The sequence below is a fragment of the bacterium genome (genome assembly GCA_008933615.1).
Taxonomy (GTDB): domain Bacteria; phylum CLD3; class CLD3; order SB21; family SB21; genus SB21.
This window is the reverse complement of record WBUR01000001.1, coordinates 41,726-59,861: the sequence shown is the minus strand read 5'-3', so window position 1 is coordinate 59,861 and position 18,136 is coordinate 41,726. Positions and strand designations below refer to the sequence as shown.

The window sequence follows — 18,136 nt, the reverse complement described above, 5'->3', positions numbered from 1 at the left end:
TCTTGAATGTGAGTAAACCGGATAAGCACGAAAAATAAGGGTATGAATTTAGACGAAAAAATAGGACAACTTGTAATCCCGCGATTGGATTTTAATGATCCGGAATTTGATCTAATGCAGGCAGAAGATCTGATCAGAGAGTTTCACATCGGGAGTTTTATTGTTTTTGGCGGCGATATGGAACAAGTAATCCATTCGCTCAATCGCCTTCAGAGTATAAGTCAACAGCCGATTCTTTTTTCTGCCGATCTGGAACGAGGTTTGGGTCAGCAGGTCAAAGGCGCGACCAGTTTTCCGTACTTCATGGGTCTTGCCGAAGCGGCTAAAAAGAATTCGGTTCAACTCATTTATGATGTTGCTAAAATCACCGCAATCGAATCACGCGCCGTCGGCATTCACCAAAACTTCAGCCCGGTTCTGGATATCAATAATAACCGCGACAACCCCATCATCAATATTCGTTCCTTCGGTGAAGATGCGGAAACGGTCACATCCTGCGGATTGGCGTACATTAAAGGATTGCAGGAAAACGGTATGCTGGCAACGGCTAAACATTTTCCGGGCCACGGGGATACGCAGGTGGACTCCCACCGGGAATTACCCAGACTACCTCATTCTTTATCAAGGCTGGAGCAATTAGCATTTCTTCCGTTTCGGCGCGCCATGGATGCGGGAGTTGACGCCCTTATGATCGGGCACATAGCCGTTCCCTCGCTGGATGCTTCGGGCTTGCCCGCAACGATGTCGAAAAATATAACGACCGGCCTGATTCGCAATCAGTGGAAATACGAAGGGCTTATTATCACGGACGCAATGATGATGGGCGCGATAACAGATCAGTTTTCTGAAGAAGAAGCGGTTACTAAAGTTTTCGATGCGGGCGTTGATCAAATGCTGATTCCCGTCAGTACAGAAAACGCATGCGGGATCGTCCGCCGCATGGTGGAAAATAATTCTGAAGCATCTGCACGTTTGGATAAATCGGTCGAAAGGATATTGTTCGCCAAAAAGAAATGGGGATTGTTCGAGCATCGATATACCGACGGTTCCAACGCGCTGAAGATCGTTGGAAATCATGAACATGTGCAGTTTGCCCATCATATTACGCAACAATGTTTTGTAACAAAAAAGGGAATATGGCCACGTACGCTTTCTACTGAAAATGCTGTTATCTGGTTAATACAAACCGATCGAAACAGTTTCAAAGATTTAGAAAAGAAAACAAACGATATGAAAATAGTAGCATCAGTATGGTCGGACGAAATGGCGGCGATTCCGGATTTGTCAGAATTTAGAAGAGTAGTTGTTATCACGGACGTGAAGCCGATGGCGTGGCAGAAAAAATATCAATTGCCTGATGTAATTAAAAACGTGTTGGAATCTTTGTTTCAAAATAAAGAGCATCTTCTCATTTCCTGCGGTAACCCATACATAGGAGACGGCCTAAAAAACCTGAAAAATTTTGTCTGTACTTTTAGTTCGGGTCAATTGGCCCAGGAAGAGATTGCGAGGCGAATAGTCGGGTAATATTCAAGCATTTCTGACTGCGTAGAAAAATAACTTAGGGCATAGATTATTTTTTTGCTCCAACCCGGTTCAGGTAATATTGTTTGACTATCTGTTCTGTTTTTTTTCCGCGAATATGAAATGATTTATCCGAGCGTCGCCTGGAAGAATTCCCGCTTTCCCATTTCCACCAATAAAATCCTTTGAACCACGGTTGTCTTGAAAACTCCTCAAATAATACAGAGTAGCCCATCGACTGAGTTTCTTCGGATTTGTTTTGCGAAAAATCTTCCTGGTGCGGATTCATAAGTCCGTATTCGATACTCGGGAATCCCGCTTCGGTAAAAACGATCGGCCGGTTCCATTTATTTGAAAATTGAGAAAGTATAGACGACAATGCTTTTGCATGGGCGCGTATGCCTGACGCTGACTCGCTTTTCGATTTGGATAATGGGAAATAACTCTGGATACCAATAAAATCAAGGTCATCCCAAAAAACGATGCCTTCGTATTCGTCCATCCAATTTGCGCCGTACGTCAGCGGCCCGCTGAAAGCGACGCGTGCGCATCGGATAATTCTGCGCCACATATCAGTGTGGTGAAACATATGCGGTAATTCTACGGCAACGCATAAGCTTTGCATCCCGGCGAGTTCCGCTATCAACCCGTGATAAGTAATAAACTGACAATACGCATTTTCCCATTTTTTCAATTCTCTTTCATCGGCGATTCGAATCTCGCCGCACCATTTGCCGTTGCCAAGCCAGATATGGGGTTTCATCATAACATGCATTCCAAGAGCCTGCGCATCTTCATTTGCCTTGAAAAGCGAAGCCAACGTCTCGTCCCACGTATTATCCAGAACGAAATAGACCGAGCTTTCGTTTTCGTTTTTGGCGTATCCGAACGGCGTAATGGAAACGGCATCGGTGCCGATTTCACGTAACGCTTTCAACGATTCTTTGGATTGTTTGGACATGTAACCGGTTGTAACGCCATTGGAATGCGCATAGGAGAAGCCTTTGAAATACGGGATAGAATCTATTTTCCGGTCAAAAATCTTGTCCGCGGTTACATCGAGGCTAAAATTTTGGATATAGGCGTCGGGAGATTTGAAAACAAGTTCGATGCTTTTGCGGTTTTCCGACCAGAACAAAACCGCAAGATAGGTATACAAAAACGCGTTTTCATTTTCTGCGGGTTTTGAAAGAAGATTGGTTTTATCTATCAAGTTCAGTAAAGGCCGCTTTGAATTCCACCATGAAAAAGGTTTCCCAAAATACGTATTCGCATAAAAAATCCCAAGTCCTTCGGTCAAACGGGGCATGGCGCTTCCGTAGATTTGCGAAGCAAAGTAAACGGAGACAATTTCAGTAAACCGCAGACGGGTCAACGAGCAATCCACTATATGAATTTGATTTTTCGCAAGGTCATACGAATGCTCCATGACATTACTGAAGATCTGCGACTTAGTTTCGTAATCAGGATAAACGAAAATGGCGGGGCGAAACTTCTTTACAAAGCGCGATGGATAATGAGACAAGGCCGCATTCATTTTAGTGGAATCATACGGCATCTTGCCTCCGCTGAAACTGAAAAACGTTTCTTCCATTGCAGCCTGCCGTTCATATTGGCGGCGGGTTGCAAAGACATTGAGATCATCAATCCAGCCTGAGTCGGTTTTGTAGGATTTGAGAACTATTTGCCTTCCGGAGTGAATCAAGACCGCTTCAGGTCGATCGGCGTAGTTTTCAAATAGCTCGAACAAGGCCTCAAGCAAAAACCACATCCGAACGGAACTATGGGTAACGATCTGAATATGTCCATTGGCCTTGACGGCAATTAAGGTTGACTGTAACGGCAGGCGTTCGTCTTTATACTTTATCGTATCATGGATGAGCTGGAAATAAGTATTATGATACTCCGCGCTGTCATTGATACGTAAGACATGTTCAGCCGAATCTGAAAACGTAAAAGGCAGATCCTGCCTTGCATTCCACCGTTCATAAAATTTTTTCAGATCATTTTTAATTCGAATAAGTGAATCCGGTACTACGATCTTATAAGCAACGCGGTGGGTTGTCCGGTTCGGATTATCGCCCTTTTTACAGGATCCGATCATAATAAAGATTGCCAGTATGATTATTTGACGCAAAAACACTTTCCCTTCTCAGAATAATCACGGTGTTTATTCTGATATTTATTTCTAAACAAAATGACCGGTAAAAGTTAATAACGGTTTATCGCCTCAGAAAAATTTCATACGTGTAGGTTATTTTTTTCTCGTCGCCTGCCTTTACCGATACATCCCACTCCAGGTTATTTTCCAAGTTAAGCGCATTACGCATCATGGCCGGTTGAGTAATTTTTGGTTGGTATTCCGCAGTGATGATCTTACCCGTAATGGGACGCGTTACAATAATACGGGCATCTTTATTTTTATAATTATTGATCACGATCTCTCCCGTAATAGTTACGAGATCATAGTAGTAACCGTCTTTCTTACGCACTTCCTCTTTTCGCGTAGTTTCTTTTTCTTCCTCCGTCACGCGCAGGTCAGGCGACTGCGTGATTTTTACGGTTGTAAAAGATTTGACAGCCGTATATCTGAGAATATCCTGGCCTAGAGGTTTTCCGTTCTGAAATGTAATCGCACTCCCTGTTGTCCACGGCTGCGAAGACCTGTTTTCTAATTTAACGGAATGCCAAACCTGATAAGGTTCCTTCTTTTCAACGGCATATCCGTCGCTGCTGAGCGCATTTGGAAGATTCACCTCGAAAATATGCGCGTAGGGTACGGATGCAGAGAAGATGTTATATTGTCCTCGTTCGCCTTTGCGCAATGTGACTTTAGCGAGATCGTAAAAGAAAAGATCCTCCTCGGCGACGCCCTCAAGCGACTTAAAATTTCCAAAATCAGTTTCGGCATACATGTTAATGGAACGCTCATACATGACGGACTGGTTTGCCAGCGGGCTCGCATATCGTTGTGTATAAGGATTATCCGCGCCTGATAGCGATTGCAGAAATTGGGATAGAGTCTGCCGCATGGTGAGCGGCGATTCGATGTCGCTGTAAATAAAATGCGGAAATCCGACCACCAGGTTGAGACGCGTATTGGTCAGATTCTGAGAATCATTGATGAGGGAGGCCGACAATAACAGCTGGGCAGTTTTGTCATCCATAAGTTCAATGCGATACGATGGCGTCCATCCAATACCGGATTGAAAATAAACCATCTGAAATGTTGCTTCGGACATTGTGGAGTTAGTTTTGATCTGCAGAGAAGTCGTTTGAGTCGTATCGTCGATCTGATTATTGAATCCTTCTGGAAATTCAAAAAAATCATAATAAGCAGAAACCTGCGCCGTGATTGTTTGATTTGCATTTTTTAGAGTAACTAAAATCCTTTCGTCTGTGCCGGTAACGTTTTCCAGTATTGCCGTTGTGGACAAGACCTTTTCTGAACGATGCTGCCAGACGACTTTTTTACCGGTATTGGCCTTAAGCATGTCTAACAGACTTTCCGCATTTCTCTTGACGGCCCTTTTCTCGCGAACGGCTTTTAATTCATCTATCTGAATCCCCTTTTCAATCGGCGCAACCCACAGAGTTCCGAACGCGGCATCCGGAATTCCGCGGATAGTTCCCACGCCTTGAGAGAGAGAAATTTTTCCCTCACATACAACGAATGAGCTTCCATTCTTAAAAACATCCATTTTGGTGATTTTAATGGAAGGGTCGTTGATCTGCGCAGCGGCCCCGGTTGCATACAGCAAAAGGAAAAGCATCACTACATGTTTCATGGCGGCACCTCATCGGTTTTGAAAATTTATTTTGGAATGATTAAAAGTAACATATCTCTTCACGTGAAACAAGTTTTTAAATTAAAACAATAACGTTATTTCGAAATCGGGCCCTGTTTTTTTGCCGTGATGGACACTTCGCGTTAATGGTCATGCCGGCATCCAAGAAACTTTGCTCGCGCCGCCGATTGTTTCGAGATTCAGCATTATAAAGAAAGATGCTGAGTCTCTATTGCAGAAATTTTCTGAATGTTTCTTTGAGCAGGCTTTGGAAATGATAAACGCCAAGTTCACGTTTTACGGAAAAACGCCCACGGTGATAAGCCTTGGAAGCGAGGCCTTTTTGGACGTGTTCGCATATCTCAATATCTTCAGCCTGAATGAGGTCGCTGTAACGCAGGTCTTCTTCTGCGATCTGCAGCGCTTTTTGCGAGGATATATCGTCATAAAAATAATCGAAGACCACGCACGTACTATTGTGGGTGATGGGAATGATCGTATTGGTCTGAAGTCGCCCGGGCAGGATATTCAGCATGAAATTCGGGAAAACACAGTAGTAAAAGGCTTGCCCGCCATTGTTTTGATACACGTTGTTCTGATCGGTAAATGGGCTGAACTGCAACGAATAGTGCGGAAACACCTCGGTAACGTACTGTGAGTAATCGAGCATCTTACACAGTTCGGGATGAACGAATGGCAGATGATACCCTTCGAGATAATTATCTACATATACTTTCCAGTTGCATTGAACGCGGTACTCAACGCGTTTGTAGAATTTTTTTTCCGAGAGGCGAATCGGCGCGATGCGTTCGGGGATGCCGTCAAAAAACGAATGTAATTTGGGAGGTGAATTCGAAAGGTTTACAAAGATCAATCCTTCCCACACATCCACGGAAATCGAAGTAAGTCCGTAATCTTTTTTGTCAAACAATTCCACCCGGTCAAAATCCGGAACGCCTCGAAGCGAACCGTCGAGCAGATACGTCCAGCCGTGGTATTGACATTGAAATACTTTACAATTACCGTCCTCTGTAGCGAGCGGCCCGCCTCGATGGCGGCATACGTTATAAAATGCGCGCAGAACATGGTCTTTATCCCGAACGACCACCACGGGATTGTCGGCAACCGTCGTCAAAAAATAATCGCCCGGGTTTTTAACTTGTGCAAGATGACCGGCGTATTGCCAGCATTCCGAGAAGATGCATTCATTTTCTAAATTCAAAATTTCCGGCGCAGTATACCAGGTAGACGGAATGGTCTCGGAACGCTCAAGCGGTTCTGTCCGTAGAATGTCGTCTGAAAAATCAGGAAGTTTGTTCGGATTGGTCACGGGTCTTTCTTTTAAGGATTTATCCTGACAAAGACCGGGCTTTGTTCGCGCTTGAATTCGTTGGTCAATTTTTTCAGGCCGGTGCCGTCGTATTTCATGATATAAATATCAAAATCTTTGTCTTCAGAATCAGAACGGTCGAAAGTGAGCCACTCACCGTCAGGGGACCATGAATGCCAACCTTCGTTGGCTTCATTCGTGGTGATTTGCTTCAGCCCGCTTCCGTCAGGCCTAATGGTGAAAATGCTGTAATTGCTTTTTTGTTTCGATTGAAATGAGATTTCGTTATGGCGGGGTCGCCAAACCGGCGGACCGGCGTGGTAGGCATGCCACGGCGCGGTCGTATCTTCTTTCGGATAAAACGTGATCTGACGCGGATCCGTTCCGTTGTCGTTCATGATCCAAAGTTCGTCGATGCCGGTTTTGTTGGATCTGAAAACGATCTGTTTTTCATCGGGAGAAAATACGGGGTCATTGATCCTGCACGTATCGTGTCCGAGCGAACGCAGTTCATTTCCGTTCTCGTCGATAATATAAAAACGGTGCGCGCCGTCCTTACGTGACGCCACGACCCATTCTTTACCGTTCTTTCGGGTTCCGAACCAGGAATCTTTTACGAGAAAAGGAGTGAGCCGACGAACGTTTTGGCCGTCAGAATCCATTTCGTACAGGAAATATTTCCGGTATGTGGTGTCGCGATCCGAGACGAAATATAATTTATTTCCGTAGGCATAATAAACCCAGTCGATACCCGGATGATTCGAGATGTTCTTTTTGCCGCTGCCGTCCGGGTTCATTATGAATATCTCATAGTTGTCGGTAGAATCCGCATACTTTACGTTATAGGCGATCTTGACGTCGGCAAGTTCGGTGAGTGTACAGGACGGCAAAATCAAAACGGTCATGGCGGCAAGAGTAAGATAAAGTCTCATATCATTACCTTTGTGTAAATAAAACGCGCACTTTATTTCCACACACCTAAAATAGCGCCCATGACCATAAACGTCACTGCATGGTATCCCGCGTTGATCAGGAAAAGTTTCATTGATTTTCTTTCGAAAAGATAGGTAATACCGATCGAGAAAGAGACCCACCCGATTCCGGCGAGCGCACCGGCTGTGATACCCCATACGAGATCGGCGGGACCGGCGAGAAATGCGGCCAGATTAAACGACATTATGAGCGACAGAACAAATGAACCTCCGAATATCATGGCCATATTGCCGCCTTTCAGACTTTCTTCCGTAAATCCATTCTCAGCCATCCACCCTTTGGCAAACAACATCGGTGAATACCAGATACCGCCAATTACAAATGCCGACAATGCGGCAGCAACTACTGCCGCATAATTGATTTGTGATAAATCCATGATTACTCTCCTTTTGATTAATAAGGATTTTCAATTGAGAAATTCAAAAAGGAACAATATAATGCGACTGTAAAAAGGGGGAAAAGATATTTTAAATGAATTGAATAAGTCATTCAAGATTAAACTGCCGCGATTCCTTGTAAGAAGGAATTAGCTCAAGAATATGAATGGAAATGATATGATAAAAAAGAATAATTATAATCATGAAGATTGTCAAGAGAGGTTTATGATTCTTGATGCGTGGAAATGATACGATTAACTTTTCAAATTTGTTGCATATCAATTCTAGAAGTTGTAATATACGCTTAACCCTAAACACAGTAACAAAAAACCCATTCGATAAGGTAGATTTTTGTGTTTGGTAACCTTGTCGGAAAAACGGAGGATTTATGTTAAGAAGAATTGTTCTCGGATCAACAGCGTTAGCGCTTATGGTTTTGATCGGATGCGGCGGCCCGCCGACGGAAGATATCAACAAAGCCAAAGCAGCTAAGACTGCGGCTGATGGCGCGAATGCCGCCATGTATGTCAAAGATCAGTATGATGCCGCCACCGCTTCAATGACTGCAGGCGAAACGGCCGTCAAAGCTAAAGAATGGGATAAAGCCAAAAAAGCTTATATGGAAGCTGCCAAAGCGTTTGACGCCGCTGCGAAAGCTGCTCCGGCCGCTCAGGAAGCTATGAAAGCAGATTTAACGGCTCGTCTTGCCAAGGCTGAAGAAGGTCATGCGGCTATGGGCAAAGACAAAGCGATGATGGCAAAGGTTAAGATGATGAAAAAAGAAGGCATGGTTAAAGAATGCGAAGCGGCTGTAGCTGCAGCTAAAGAAGCATTAGCAAAAGATGATCTTATGGCAGCAAAAGAAGCCTTGGATAAAGATGATGCTATTCATGCCGAATTGACTGCAATGATGACGGCGAAGAAGTAATTTTCGGCTCTTTTTTTTATAAAAACCCCGTTCGTATACATGAACGGGGTTTTTCTTTTTCTTTCTTACTGTCTCTATTTACTAAGTTCCAATTGGTTGTTGATAGTTAACGCATTGGTTTTAAAATCCACAAGATATGCGGCGCGCTCGCGCTCGACCGCACTCGAAACCGTTCCTGCCAAAATGATCCCATTATTATTGACCACGACATGAATGGGCGGATAAGCGCCAAAGGAATATTTTTCAAACATCCCGTCGCTGTAAATCGCTCTGACGGCACGGCGAGCCAATTCCTCTGACCCGGATGCCCGCTGCAATCGATTGTCGATATTCTTCACGCCATCAATTTTAGAGAGTTTCTTTACAAGAACATCGGCGATCCACATTTCATGTGTCCATCCGTTTAGGATCACCGTGCCGTTCACCGCATCCGCCGTTACGTAGTCGTAAATGCCATAGAAAACAAAATCTTTGATTTTGGCGTTAACCTCTTCTGCAAGCTGTATATCGGTAACGTTGACTTCAACAAGAATGTCAGCGACAGAATTTTTCTCGTTCACGAGAACGATTTTGTTTTGATCCATGTTTTGCGAATAAAGGAAAACTGTAAAACCGGCTGCGGCGGATAGCACGGAGGTCAATAGAAGTGATCTCACAAGCTTTTTCATAGTTTTTCTCCTTTGGTTAGTTTACTTTGTGACCGGACATTCGTCCGATCTGTAATTGATTTTTTACAAAAGAATTAGTTTAGCATCCCTGGCGAATTTCAGAAGATTCCGATCACACGCCTTTGTTTTTTGTAACATGACCAGCTGCCGAACACGGTGTTTAAATTATTATACACAACAACCAATGTAATGTCAACAAATTTGTTCAATATTTTTGACACGAAAATTTGAAAAAAATCAGATGAATAGCGGCGCAGCTGAAAAACCCAAACTGAGACGCGAACTAGGGCTGATACAAGCAACGGCCATCAATATGATCGACATGGTCGGCATTGGCCCATTTGTGGTACTGTCTCTTGTAATTCAGATCATGGGTGGCCCTTATTTTCTCCTCGCGTGGATCGCCGGAGCGGTGATCTCGCTGATCGACGGCATGATTTGGGCGGAACTCGGCGCAGCCAATCCAAAGGCCGGCGGGAGCTACAATTTTCTTAAGGAAGCGTATGGTGAAAATTCATGGGGGAGATTGTTGTCATTTCTGCTCGTATGGCAAACGCTTTTTCAGGCGCCGCTGGTTATAGCGTCAGGCTCGATAGGGTTTTCGTTGTATTTCGGTTATCTCTTTCCCGGAATGGGCTCGATTGGACAAAAGTGTGTCTCGGGCGGAGTAGTAATTGTTCTTACGCTTTTGCTGTACCGTCGAATCGAAAGCATTGGCCGGATAAGCGTATTGCTCTGGAGCGGCGTACTTATCACGATGGGATGGATCATCTGGGGCGGGGTGTCTCACGGGACCATTCACAATGATTTTATTCCTGACGATCCGTCGGTGATAATGAACACGACGTTCTTTGTTGCGCTCGGACAGGCGTCGGTTAAAACGATTTACAGTTATCTCGGATACTATAATGTGTGCCATCTCGGAGGAGAAATCAAAGACCCGGGAAAAAATATTCCGCGCAGCATTTTTATTTCTGTTTTCGGTATCGCGGTACTTTATCTTGCGATGAATATCAGCGTGGTCAGCGTCATTCCGTGGCAGGATGCGCAGCATTCGGATTTTATTGTCAGCACTTTTATTGAAACTATCTACGGCCCGGCGGCTGCGATGTTGGTTACGGTGTTCGTACTATGGGTGGCTTTTGCTTCCCTGTTTTCTGTCATGCTCGGATATTCGCGTATTCCTTACGCGGCGGCGGTGGACGGACGATTTTTCAGTGTTTTTGCAAAACTGCACCCGACAAAAAATTTTCCTTACGTCTCGTTGTTGGGGCTCGGCGCGACGGCCTTTGTATTCAGCCTGCTATTTAAACTATCCGACGTCATTACGGCCATTCTGGCTATGCGAATCATGGTTCAGTTCATCGGGCAGGCGATCGGGGTGATCATGCTGCGCAAACGAAACGGTACGATGCATTTACCTTTCAAAATGTTTCTTTATCCGTTGCCGGTTATCCTCGTTGTAGTGATCTGGTTTCTTATCTTTATTTCCACGGGATGGCAATTTGCCGTTTCAGGACTAATCGTAACAGGTCTGGGAATATTGGCCTACATGATTACGGCGAAAATCAGGCAATGGTGGCCGTTTGACGAGAAATGAAATGCGTGCCCGTGACATTTAGTAATATTATATTGACCTGAATTCTTCTTAAGGTAACTTTACACCGCGCTCTGCCCACCAGGGATGAATTTCATAGGAGAGCCGTCCTGCCTGAATTGCCGGATCTTGCTCAACTTCTTTTTTAACGTCTTCCATGGTTTTCATGTCAAATATAAAAATTCCCCGCCAGTCGCCGTTATCACCAAAGGGACCGGCAATAGCGAGTTTGCCTTCATTAGCCATACGTTCGATATTTCCCATGTGGCCTTCCTGTAGTTTCTTTGACGTGACGGTATCTTGCCCGCGATTCGGCCCCCTTTTCAGCATTACAAAAAAATACTGTTTCATTTCACCGACCGCCGGTTCCTTCTTGTCCTGAGTCATAACGGGCATGCTCGACAGCACGGTTAGCATGATGACTGATGCGAGAGTAATTCTCATGGTATGATCCTTTTTTTTCTGATGTAATGAAAACGGGTTTAAAAATTTATAATGCAAATGTTAGTCCGGCGCTGTATGCGCTGAATTGAGCAAAACTGTAGTCCACATTCAAATTACCAATAAGGATTCGCATGCTTGCGCCAACAGTAAATCGTATCTGGTTTTCGCCGTTCAGTTTTATGCTGATACGTTCGCTCTGACCCGCTGCATCTAAATAGTCGTAGGTAAATTTCATGTACGATTTTTCAAACATCAGGCCTGCATAAGGACTGAAATTTAGCAAGCGTTTGCCATACTGTTTACCTGCCGTGAATCCGATCGCGCTGGCTCTCATTTCAAAAAAGTTTCCCTGTCTCATCGTTTGTGTAAACATCGCGATCGACAAGTCCACGGGCAACTTCTTCTCGCTCCAAATGGCCGGATTATGCTGAAAGCCCCATCCAAAATAATTAAAGTTACCGATTTCTTTATCGGATTTTCTGGGCGGCAGAAAACGAAAAGTGAATTGAGTTCCGTAAACCGTTCCGACGGTTATTTGAAAAGCCGCGAGGCCAACAAGCGGAAGGCCAAGTCCCGTAACGGGCAATGTGGCCTGAAGCCCGCTGGTAGACAGGGAGATCGTATGCGTTTGATTATCTCGTGGATCCAAATACGTAACATCTGCGCCTGCGTACCTTAGTCGAAGGCTGTCGGTTTCACTTCCGGCGGCAGTCGCTCCCGTCGCGCGAATGCCCACCGCGGATGCTGTGATTTGCTGGATTAGTTGTTGCTGAATCGCATACAATTGTTCCGCAGTCAGGCCATTAAAAGCAGGGTTGGCGTAAATGAAGCTCGTGATGGCCGCGGCCTGGGTGGAATCCAGTCTCGTTGTACTTGATGCAGAAAACGTTTTATCTCTTTTGCTAAATGGAGTAGCCATACCGACAATTCCAATTTCAAGATTAAAACCAAATTTTTTGGCGGCCGGCGTGCGGTGAAACCAACCTGAATTGAGGCTGGACCCGAATCCGGATACTAACGGCGCAACGTAGGATTTAGCAATGTCGCCAGCCATGGAACTGACGAACTTTTCCAGATTGCGGTTATCATGCTGGCAATGAACAAGTGAAACCAATAGAAAAGATTTGATCATGCCAAACAGAAAAATTTTTTGCATACGTTCCTTTATTATGTTACTGATGTGTGAAATTTGATTTCGCAGGAATTTTGCTCATGGCGCGCTCACTGAGCGCGGTGATCGTGAGCGACGGGTTCACGCCTGGATTGGCGGATATCATCGAGCCGTCGCAGATCATCATGTTTTCGTAACCGAAAACCTGATTGTCTTTGTCAATGACGCCCTCGTTTATGTCTTTTCCCATCACGCATCCGCCTAAAATGTGCGCCGTTGTAGGAATTCCGAATATCGTTTCCGTCAGCAATGCCGTGGGTTTGCCGTTGGTGATTTGAGCAAATTTTTCTGCCAGCATTTTTGCCTCAGGAATAAAAGCCGTTGGGTTTTTTCCTTTTTCGATAGATGAACCTAACCCGAATAATCCTCGCGAAAAACGCAGTGTCGTATTGATCGTCTGCATGAACAAAAGAATTTGGGTGTGTTTGGCCCAATCTGAAACGAAATACACGCGCGAATTTTTAACGGGATGCGTAAGAATGTCCCAGATCGCTTTGGCCATGCGAATAAACCAAAATTGTCCATGCGCGACGGGCGACATGAGCAAGCGCCAGAATCCCGCGCCTTCAGGATAACGCACCGGTTCGAGATGGCTGTTCTCATCCGTATGCAGGATCGAACCGATGGCAATGCCGTCCGAAAAAACAGTTTTTTTATTATACGCCGTTACGCCGAGCAGGCTTTCAGAATTTGTCCGTACTCCGGTACCTATTTTGTCGGATAGATTGGGCAGTGATGATTTTTTTAATTTCAGTAACAATTTAACCGTTCCCAAAACACCGCCTGCGAAAATAATTCCATTCGCGGTAGCCGACTCTTTGCGTTTGATAAATGATGTTGATGATCTCCAACTTACTTTGTACCCGGTCGAACCGACGTTTTCATCCAAAGGCTTGACGCCAAACACTTCCGATTCAGCCAGAATCTTTGCGCCGAGTTTTTGAGCGAAGTAAAGATAATTTTTGTCTAAAGTATTTTTTGCGTTGTGACGGCAGCCGAGCATGCAGCCTCCGCAAAAAATACAGCCCGTTCGGTCAGGGCCTTTGCCATTAAAGAGCGGATCTTTTACCGTAACGCCCGGTTCACCAAAATACACGGCTACTTGTGTCGCTTCAAAGTGCTCCTCCTTGCCGATCTGCTTGGATAAAGTACGCAATGCTTCGTCGCCGAATTCCAGGCGCGGATTTTTGGTTGCTCCAAGCATTTGTTGCGCAACAGGATAAAACGGCTTCAATTCCTTTTCCCAATTCGCCAGATGCGACCAGGTGTCGGCTGTAAAAAATTTTGTTTTAGGAACGGGCAAAGTATTAGCGTACACAAGTGAACCGCCTCCCACGCCGACTCCGGTTAACGTCGTAATGTGACGAAAAACTGTTATTTTGAATAAACCAAAACATTTTATGCCGGGAAGCCAAAGCCACTTTTTCAGATTCCAGTTCGTTTTTGGGAAATCATCGCCCGTCAGCCACTTTCCCTTTTCGATCACAAGAACCTTATATCCTTTTTCAGATAATCGAAGAGCCGATACGGAGCCGCCGAATCCGCTGCCGATGATAATATAATCGTAATTGAGCTCTTGTTTATTCATATGGATGCGTTTGGTAAATGTAGAATTATTTTTTTCGGCCGTGTTGTGCCTAAATCAGAAAGGCCTCCATGTCCGGGCATTCATGCTTCTACCGTAATATATTTTCCAGTTCCAGCAAATGGTTAATTTCATACGTCGGCGAAATTCCATTACTGTTTTTTTTCTTTTCCGGATTATACCAACAGGTATCAATACCGAAATTAATTCCGCCTTGAATATCCGAACGCAGATTATCTCCTATTATCAGGACATCGTTCTTTTGATCATGACCTATTTTTTTCATGGTATGCTCAAAAATACCGGTATGCGGTTTCGCTATGCCGATATCTTCGGAAACGATCACGGAATCGAAATACTGAAAGATCGATGATCTGCGGAAACGAGCATGCTGTACGCTGGAAAGCCCGTTAGTGACCAATATCATTTTATAATCATGAAAGAGTTTTGCCACCAGATCGGCGGCATGATCAAGTAAAAATGCATTTTGAGAAAGTATATTCAAATACCGATCGCTAAATAGAATCGGATCGACGTCAATCTCAAGTCTTGCAAACAACCGTCTAAACCTCTCCGCTTTCAGCGCGTCAGCCGTGATCGTATGTTCTTCAAATTCTATCCAGATTTTTGAATTGATTTCCTGGTACAAGCGCATGTGCATTTCAGAATCGTAAGAGATTTCAAAAGCACGAAATGTGTCCTGTAACGCCAGCCGCTCCGACTGCTCAAAATCGAAAAGCGTTCCGTCGGCATCAAATAATAAAACGTTGTATTTTCTTGCACTCATATTTTACTTCAATAAACTATTCTACATGACCGATGGTCTATCAGCCATTACTTCTTCTCCTCCACGTACATCACGCGCTTATTTACGCTGATAAAAAAACGGTTATCATCCGCTTTCAATTCGTCCGGTTTTATTCCGTCCAATGCCATCGATTGCCAGTCCTTGGTCGGCGTGATTGTTTCCCAACCGTTCTTCGTTTTGATCTTAACCGGCATCCTAAAATCCGGAACGTCCGCTATCCAGCGGTAACTGAGTTTTGTCGTAGAGCCTTTGATGGTCATGAACAGGTCCAATTCAGGAATTTTCATATATTTCAAGTATTGATCGAACAAATAAGAGTAATTCGTTCCCGTTTTATGATTAACAAATTGGACGACCGTGTCCGTATGAATGGTCTGATGTTTGTATGTTTCTTGGATTCCACGTACGATAGCCCACCACAAGGGATCATTATTTATCGCATGGCGCAAAGTATTCAGCATCAGCGCGCCCTTAGGATACATGTCGCCGGAACCCTCTTGATTGACATCGTAAATTCCAATGATCGGCTTGTCATTTTTAACGTCTTGCTTTTTACCGATCAGATAACGCTGGCCGGCTTCGTAACCGTAAAGTCCCTCGATGTAAATCGCTTCGGAATACGCGCCGAAACCTTCATGGATCCACATATCGGCAATGTCCTTCGAGGTTACGCTGTTGCCCCACCACTCGTGCGCCGATTCGTGAATGATGATAAAATCGAACAACAATCCTTCCGGCGATGACGCCGTGCCCAGATATCCTTGCTGGAATTTATTTCCATACGCAACTGCGCTTTGATGTTCCATCCCGAGATGCGGCGACTCAACGAGTTTATATCCGTCGCGTTTAAACGGATACGGACCGAAATATTTTTCAAATACCGACATCATCGGTTTGACTTGCTTAAACTGTTCCTTCGCCTTTTCCAGATCGGATGGCATCACATAATAGTCGAGCGTGAGCGGGATTTTGTCGCCGTACGTTTCGCTGAAATGAGCGAAATTGCCAACATTGACGGTGACGTTATAATTATTGATCGGGTAGGTCACCGCCCAATCCCATCGCGAACGCCCATCCTTGAGAACAGTCATCTTGCGCAGGCTGCCATTGGAAATATCCATCAGCCCGGCGGGAACGGTCACACTGATCATCATGCTGTCGGGTTCGTCCGCCTGATGATCTTTATTCGGCCACCAAAGGCTTGCGCCGGTTCCCTGGCAGGCAACGGCAATCCATGGAAGCCCTTTCTCGTCTTTCGTCCAGATAAACCCTCCGTCCCACGGCGGATGTTTTGCGACAATCGGTTTACCGGAGAAATAGACAACAAGGGTCTGCATGGAATTTTTTTTCAGCGGTTTGGGAAAAGTGATGAAAACCGCATTGAATTCCCGTGTGAATACCAGCGGTTTATTATCATACGCGATCTTGTCGATCTGCATATTGTCAAAAAGGTCGATCTGGATTCGTGAAGTTTCATCGACAACCTTGAACGAGATGGTGGTGCTGCCTTTGATGAACTGGCTGTCCGGAATAATCTCCACATCAAGGTGGTAATGCGTCACATCGTAACTTGTGCGTTCCGGCCTCAGCATGCCGCGTAGCGTGTCCGCACGTGTGAACTGCGGCTGCTTTTCGTCGAACTTCAATTGCGCAAAAGTACTCGATACCTGCAATATCAAAATTAACTGAAGGGCGAAAAACTTTTTCATTTTGACGCTCCGTTTATGGGTGGTGTATCGTTAAAGACGGCGTTTGAAAAGGAAAAGGATAATTGGATATCGGATACGTAACACAGAATAGGATGTTCAGTCTTTAAATCAACTTATTTCATTTTATTGAATAATTCAAAGGAAAGAATTTAAAAAGTCTCCTGCAGATTTCGCACATCAACGCAGATAAAGTTTCTGCGAAAATCTGCGCGATCTGCGGGAAATGTTTTAGGTGATATTTTCGGTCAAAATTTGAGCGAAAGCATAGATCAAATGAGTTTAACTTGTAGTAATGCAATTTTGAAGAATCCATAAGCAACGCCATATTTAATGAACGAAAACGATATTTCATACCTAATCAGAGGCGCTATTTTCAAAGTATACAATGCTCTTGGTCCGGGTTTACTTGAATCAGTCTATGTGGCTGCTTTAGTATATGAACTAAAGAAAGCCGGATTGCAGGTGAAAACCGAGGTTCCCTTGCCTGTTGTTTATGAAGATGAGCGCTTAGAGGTCGGATTCAGGCTTGATATTTTGGTAAATGAACTTGTGATCATCGAGGTTAAATCGGTGGAACAACTGGCAGAGGTGCATCACAAGGTTGTGTTGACTTACTTGAAACTATCCGGGAAGAGGCTTGGGATATTGGTAAATTTCAATACAGATGATATTACGGAAAGCATTTTCAGGAAGGTGAATAAGCTGTGAATACATCCCCGAAGTCATTTCCCGCAGATTTCGCGGATTTACGCAGAAAATATATTCAACGATATCCATAATATTGTGTTGTATTAACAATCATTTTGAGAGAGGATCATATGAAATATTTTTTGTGCAAATTTGAGTTCATATCCGGACTTTATGAAAGCGTATTTCTAAAACAATTTTATGCCCAAAGTGAAAAAGAAGCTCTGGTTCAAATAGTGGCTTTTTTTACAGATTCTGACGAAAAAGATGTGGAAAATGATTTGAGAAAAAAACTAGGAAAGAATTGGAGTATTAAGAAATTTTGGCTTAAAATGGATATGGATTTCTTGAATTCTGATGAATCTGCCGGATATCAATTAATGTGGGTTAAAGAAATCAAACAAGATTTGGATAGAGATTTCTAAGTAGTGGAGATGATCTTAAATAAATTTTACTTTTCCATGCCCATTTGGTATCTGCTACGATATAGATGGGTCGTTTCTCGATAGTATGGATTCGATTTTATT

At 44.2% G+C, this 18,136-nt stretch carries 16 protein-coding genes; 5 read left to right on the top strand and 11 right to left on the bottom strand.

Annotation, left to right across the window (positions count from 1 at the left end; translation table 11 throughout):
- Nucleotides 1–42 precede the first annotated feature (42 nt).
- Nucleotides 43–1,527, top strand: coding sequence for a hypothetical protein (locus F9K33_00230; protein KAB2881518.1), 1,485 nt, complete (start codon nt 43–45; stop codon nt 1,525–1,527).
- Nucleotides 1,528–1,573: 46 nt separating this feature from the next.
- Here the strand turns inward: F9K33_00230 and F9K33_00225 are convergent, their stop codons facing one another.
- The 5 genes from F9K33_00225 to F9K33_00205 form a co-directional block, all read right to left on the bottom strand.
- A complete protein-coding gene (locus tag F9K33_00225) occupies nt 1,574–3,628 on the bottom strand; it encodes a hypothetical protein (protein ID KAB2881517.1) in 2,055 nt (684 codons plus the stop codon).
- 118 nt (nt 3,629–3,746) lie between these two features.
- Nucleotides 3,747–5,312 (bottom strand): DUF4139 domain-containing protein, encoded by a 1,566-nt coding sequence (locus tag F9K33_00220; protein KAB2881516.1) that lies wholly within the window; start codon nt 5,310–5,312, stop codon nt 3,747–3,749.
- A gap of 229 nt (nt 5,313–5,541) precedes the next feature.
- Nucleotides 5,542–6,642: an aromatic ring-hydroxylating dioxygenase subunit alpha gene (locus tag F9K33_00215; GenBank protein KAB2881515.1), complete on the bottom strand. Its 1,101-nt coding sequence runs from the start codon at nt 6,640–6,642 to the stop codon at nt 5,542–5,544.
- Nucleotides 6,643–6,653: 11 nt separating this feature from the next.
- Nucleotides 6,654–7,574, bottom strand: a complete 921-nt coding sequence (locus F9K33_00210; GenBank protein KAB2881514.1) for a hypothetical protein — start codon at nt 7,572–7,574, stop codon at nt 6,654–6,656.
- A gap of 32 nt (nt 7,575–7,606) precedes the next feature.
- Entirely contained in the window at nt 7,607–8,011 is a 405-nt protein-coding gene (locus F9K33_00205) for a DUF1761 domain-containing protein (GenBank protein ID KAB2881513.1), read from the bottom strand.
- Between the two features lie 389 nt (nt 8,012–8,400).
- Between F9K33_00205 and F9K33_00200 the strand changes: the two genes are divergently transcribed.
- Nucleotides 8,401–8,940, top strand: coding sequence for a hypothetical protein (locus tag F9K33_00200; protein KAB2881512.1), 540 nt, complete (start codon nt 8,401–8,403; stop codon nt 8,938–8,940).
- Nucleotides 8,941–9,014: 74 nt separating this feature from the next.
- On the opposite strand, the gene F9K33_00195 is transcribed toward F9K33_00200, so the two are convergent.
- On the bottom strand, nt 9,015–9,608 hold the full coding sequence (locus tag F9K33_00195) for a BON domain-containing protein (GenBank protein ID KAB2881511.1): 594 nt from the start codon (nt 9,606–9,608) through the stop codon (nt 9,015–9,017).
- A 241-nt stretch (nt 9,609–9,849) separates the two neighbouring features.
- Between F9K33_00195 and F9K33_00190 the strand changes: the two genes are divergently transcribed.
- Nucleotides 9,850–11,208, top strand: a complete 1,359-nt coding sequence (locus F9K33_00190) for an amino acid permease (protein KAB2881510.1) — start codon at nt 9,850–9,852, stop codon at nt 11,206–11,208.
- 48 nt (nt 11,209–11,256) lie between these two features.
- Here F9K33_00190 and F9K33_00185 read toward each other — a convergent pair whose 3' ends face one another.
- From F9K33_00185 to F9K33_00165, 5 genes are all read right to left on the bottom strand, one after another.
- Nucleotides 11,257–11,649: a hypothetical protein gene (locus tag F9K33_00185; protein ID KAB2881509.1), complete on the bottom strand. Its 393-nt coding sequence runs from the start codon at nt 11,647–11,649 to the stop codon at nt 11,257–11,259.
- 46 nt (nt 11,650–11,695) lie between these two features.
- Nucleotides 11,696–12,805 (bottom strand): hypothetical protein, encoded by a 1,110-nt coding sequence (locus F9K33_00180; GenBank protein KAB2881508.1) that lies wholly within the window; start codon nt 12,803–12,805, stop codon nt 11,696–11,698.
- 16 nt (nt 12,806–12,821) lie between these two features.
- Entirely contained in the window at nt 12,822–14,408 is a 1,587-nt protein-coding gene (locus F9K33_00175) for a GMC family oxidoreductase (GenBank protein ID KAB2881507.1), read from the bottom strand.
- A gap of 88 nt (nt 14,409–14,496) precedes the next feature.
- On the bottom strand, nt 14,497–15,192 hold the full coding sequence (locus tag F9K33_00170) for a noncanonical pyrimidine nucleotidase, YjjG family (protein ID KAB2881506.1): 696 nt from the start codon (nt 15,190–15,192) through the stop codon (nt 14,497–14,499).
- Between the two features lie 47 nt (nt 15,193–15,239).
- A complete protein-coding gene (locus F9K33_00165; GenBank protein ID KAB2881505.1) occupies nt 15,240–16,922 on the bottom strand; it encodes a M1 family metallopeptidase in 1,683 nt (560 codons plus the stop codon).
- 330 nt (nt 16,923–17,252) lie between these two features.
- Here F9K33_00165 and F9K33_00160 point away from each other — a divergent pair, with 330 nt between their 5' ends.
- The gene (locus tag F9K33_00160) at nt 17,253–17,630 is read left to right on the top strand and encodes a GxxExxY protein (GenBank protein ID KAB2881504.1); all 378 of its coding nucleotides are present in this window, start codon (nt 17,253–17,255) and stop codon (nt 17,628–17,630) included.
- A gap of 110 nt (nt 17,631–17,740) precedes the next feature.
- Complete coding sequence (locus F9K33_00155) at nt 17,741–18,034, top strand: hypothetical protein (GenBank protein ID KAB2881503.1); 294 nt, start codon at nt 17,741–17,743, stop codon at nt 18,032–18,034.
- Nucleotides 18,035–18,136 lie beyond the last annotated feature (102 nt).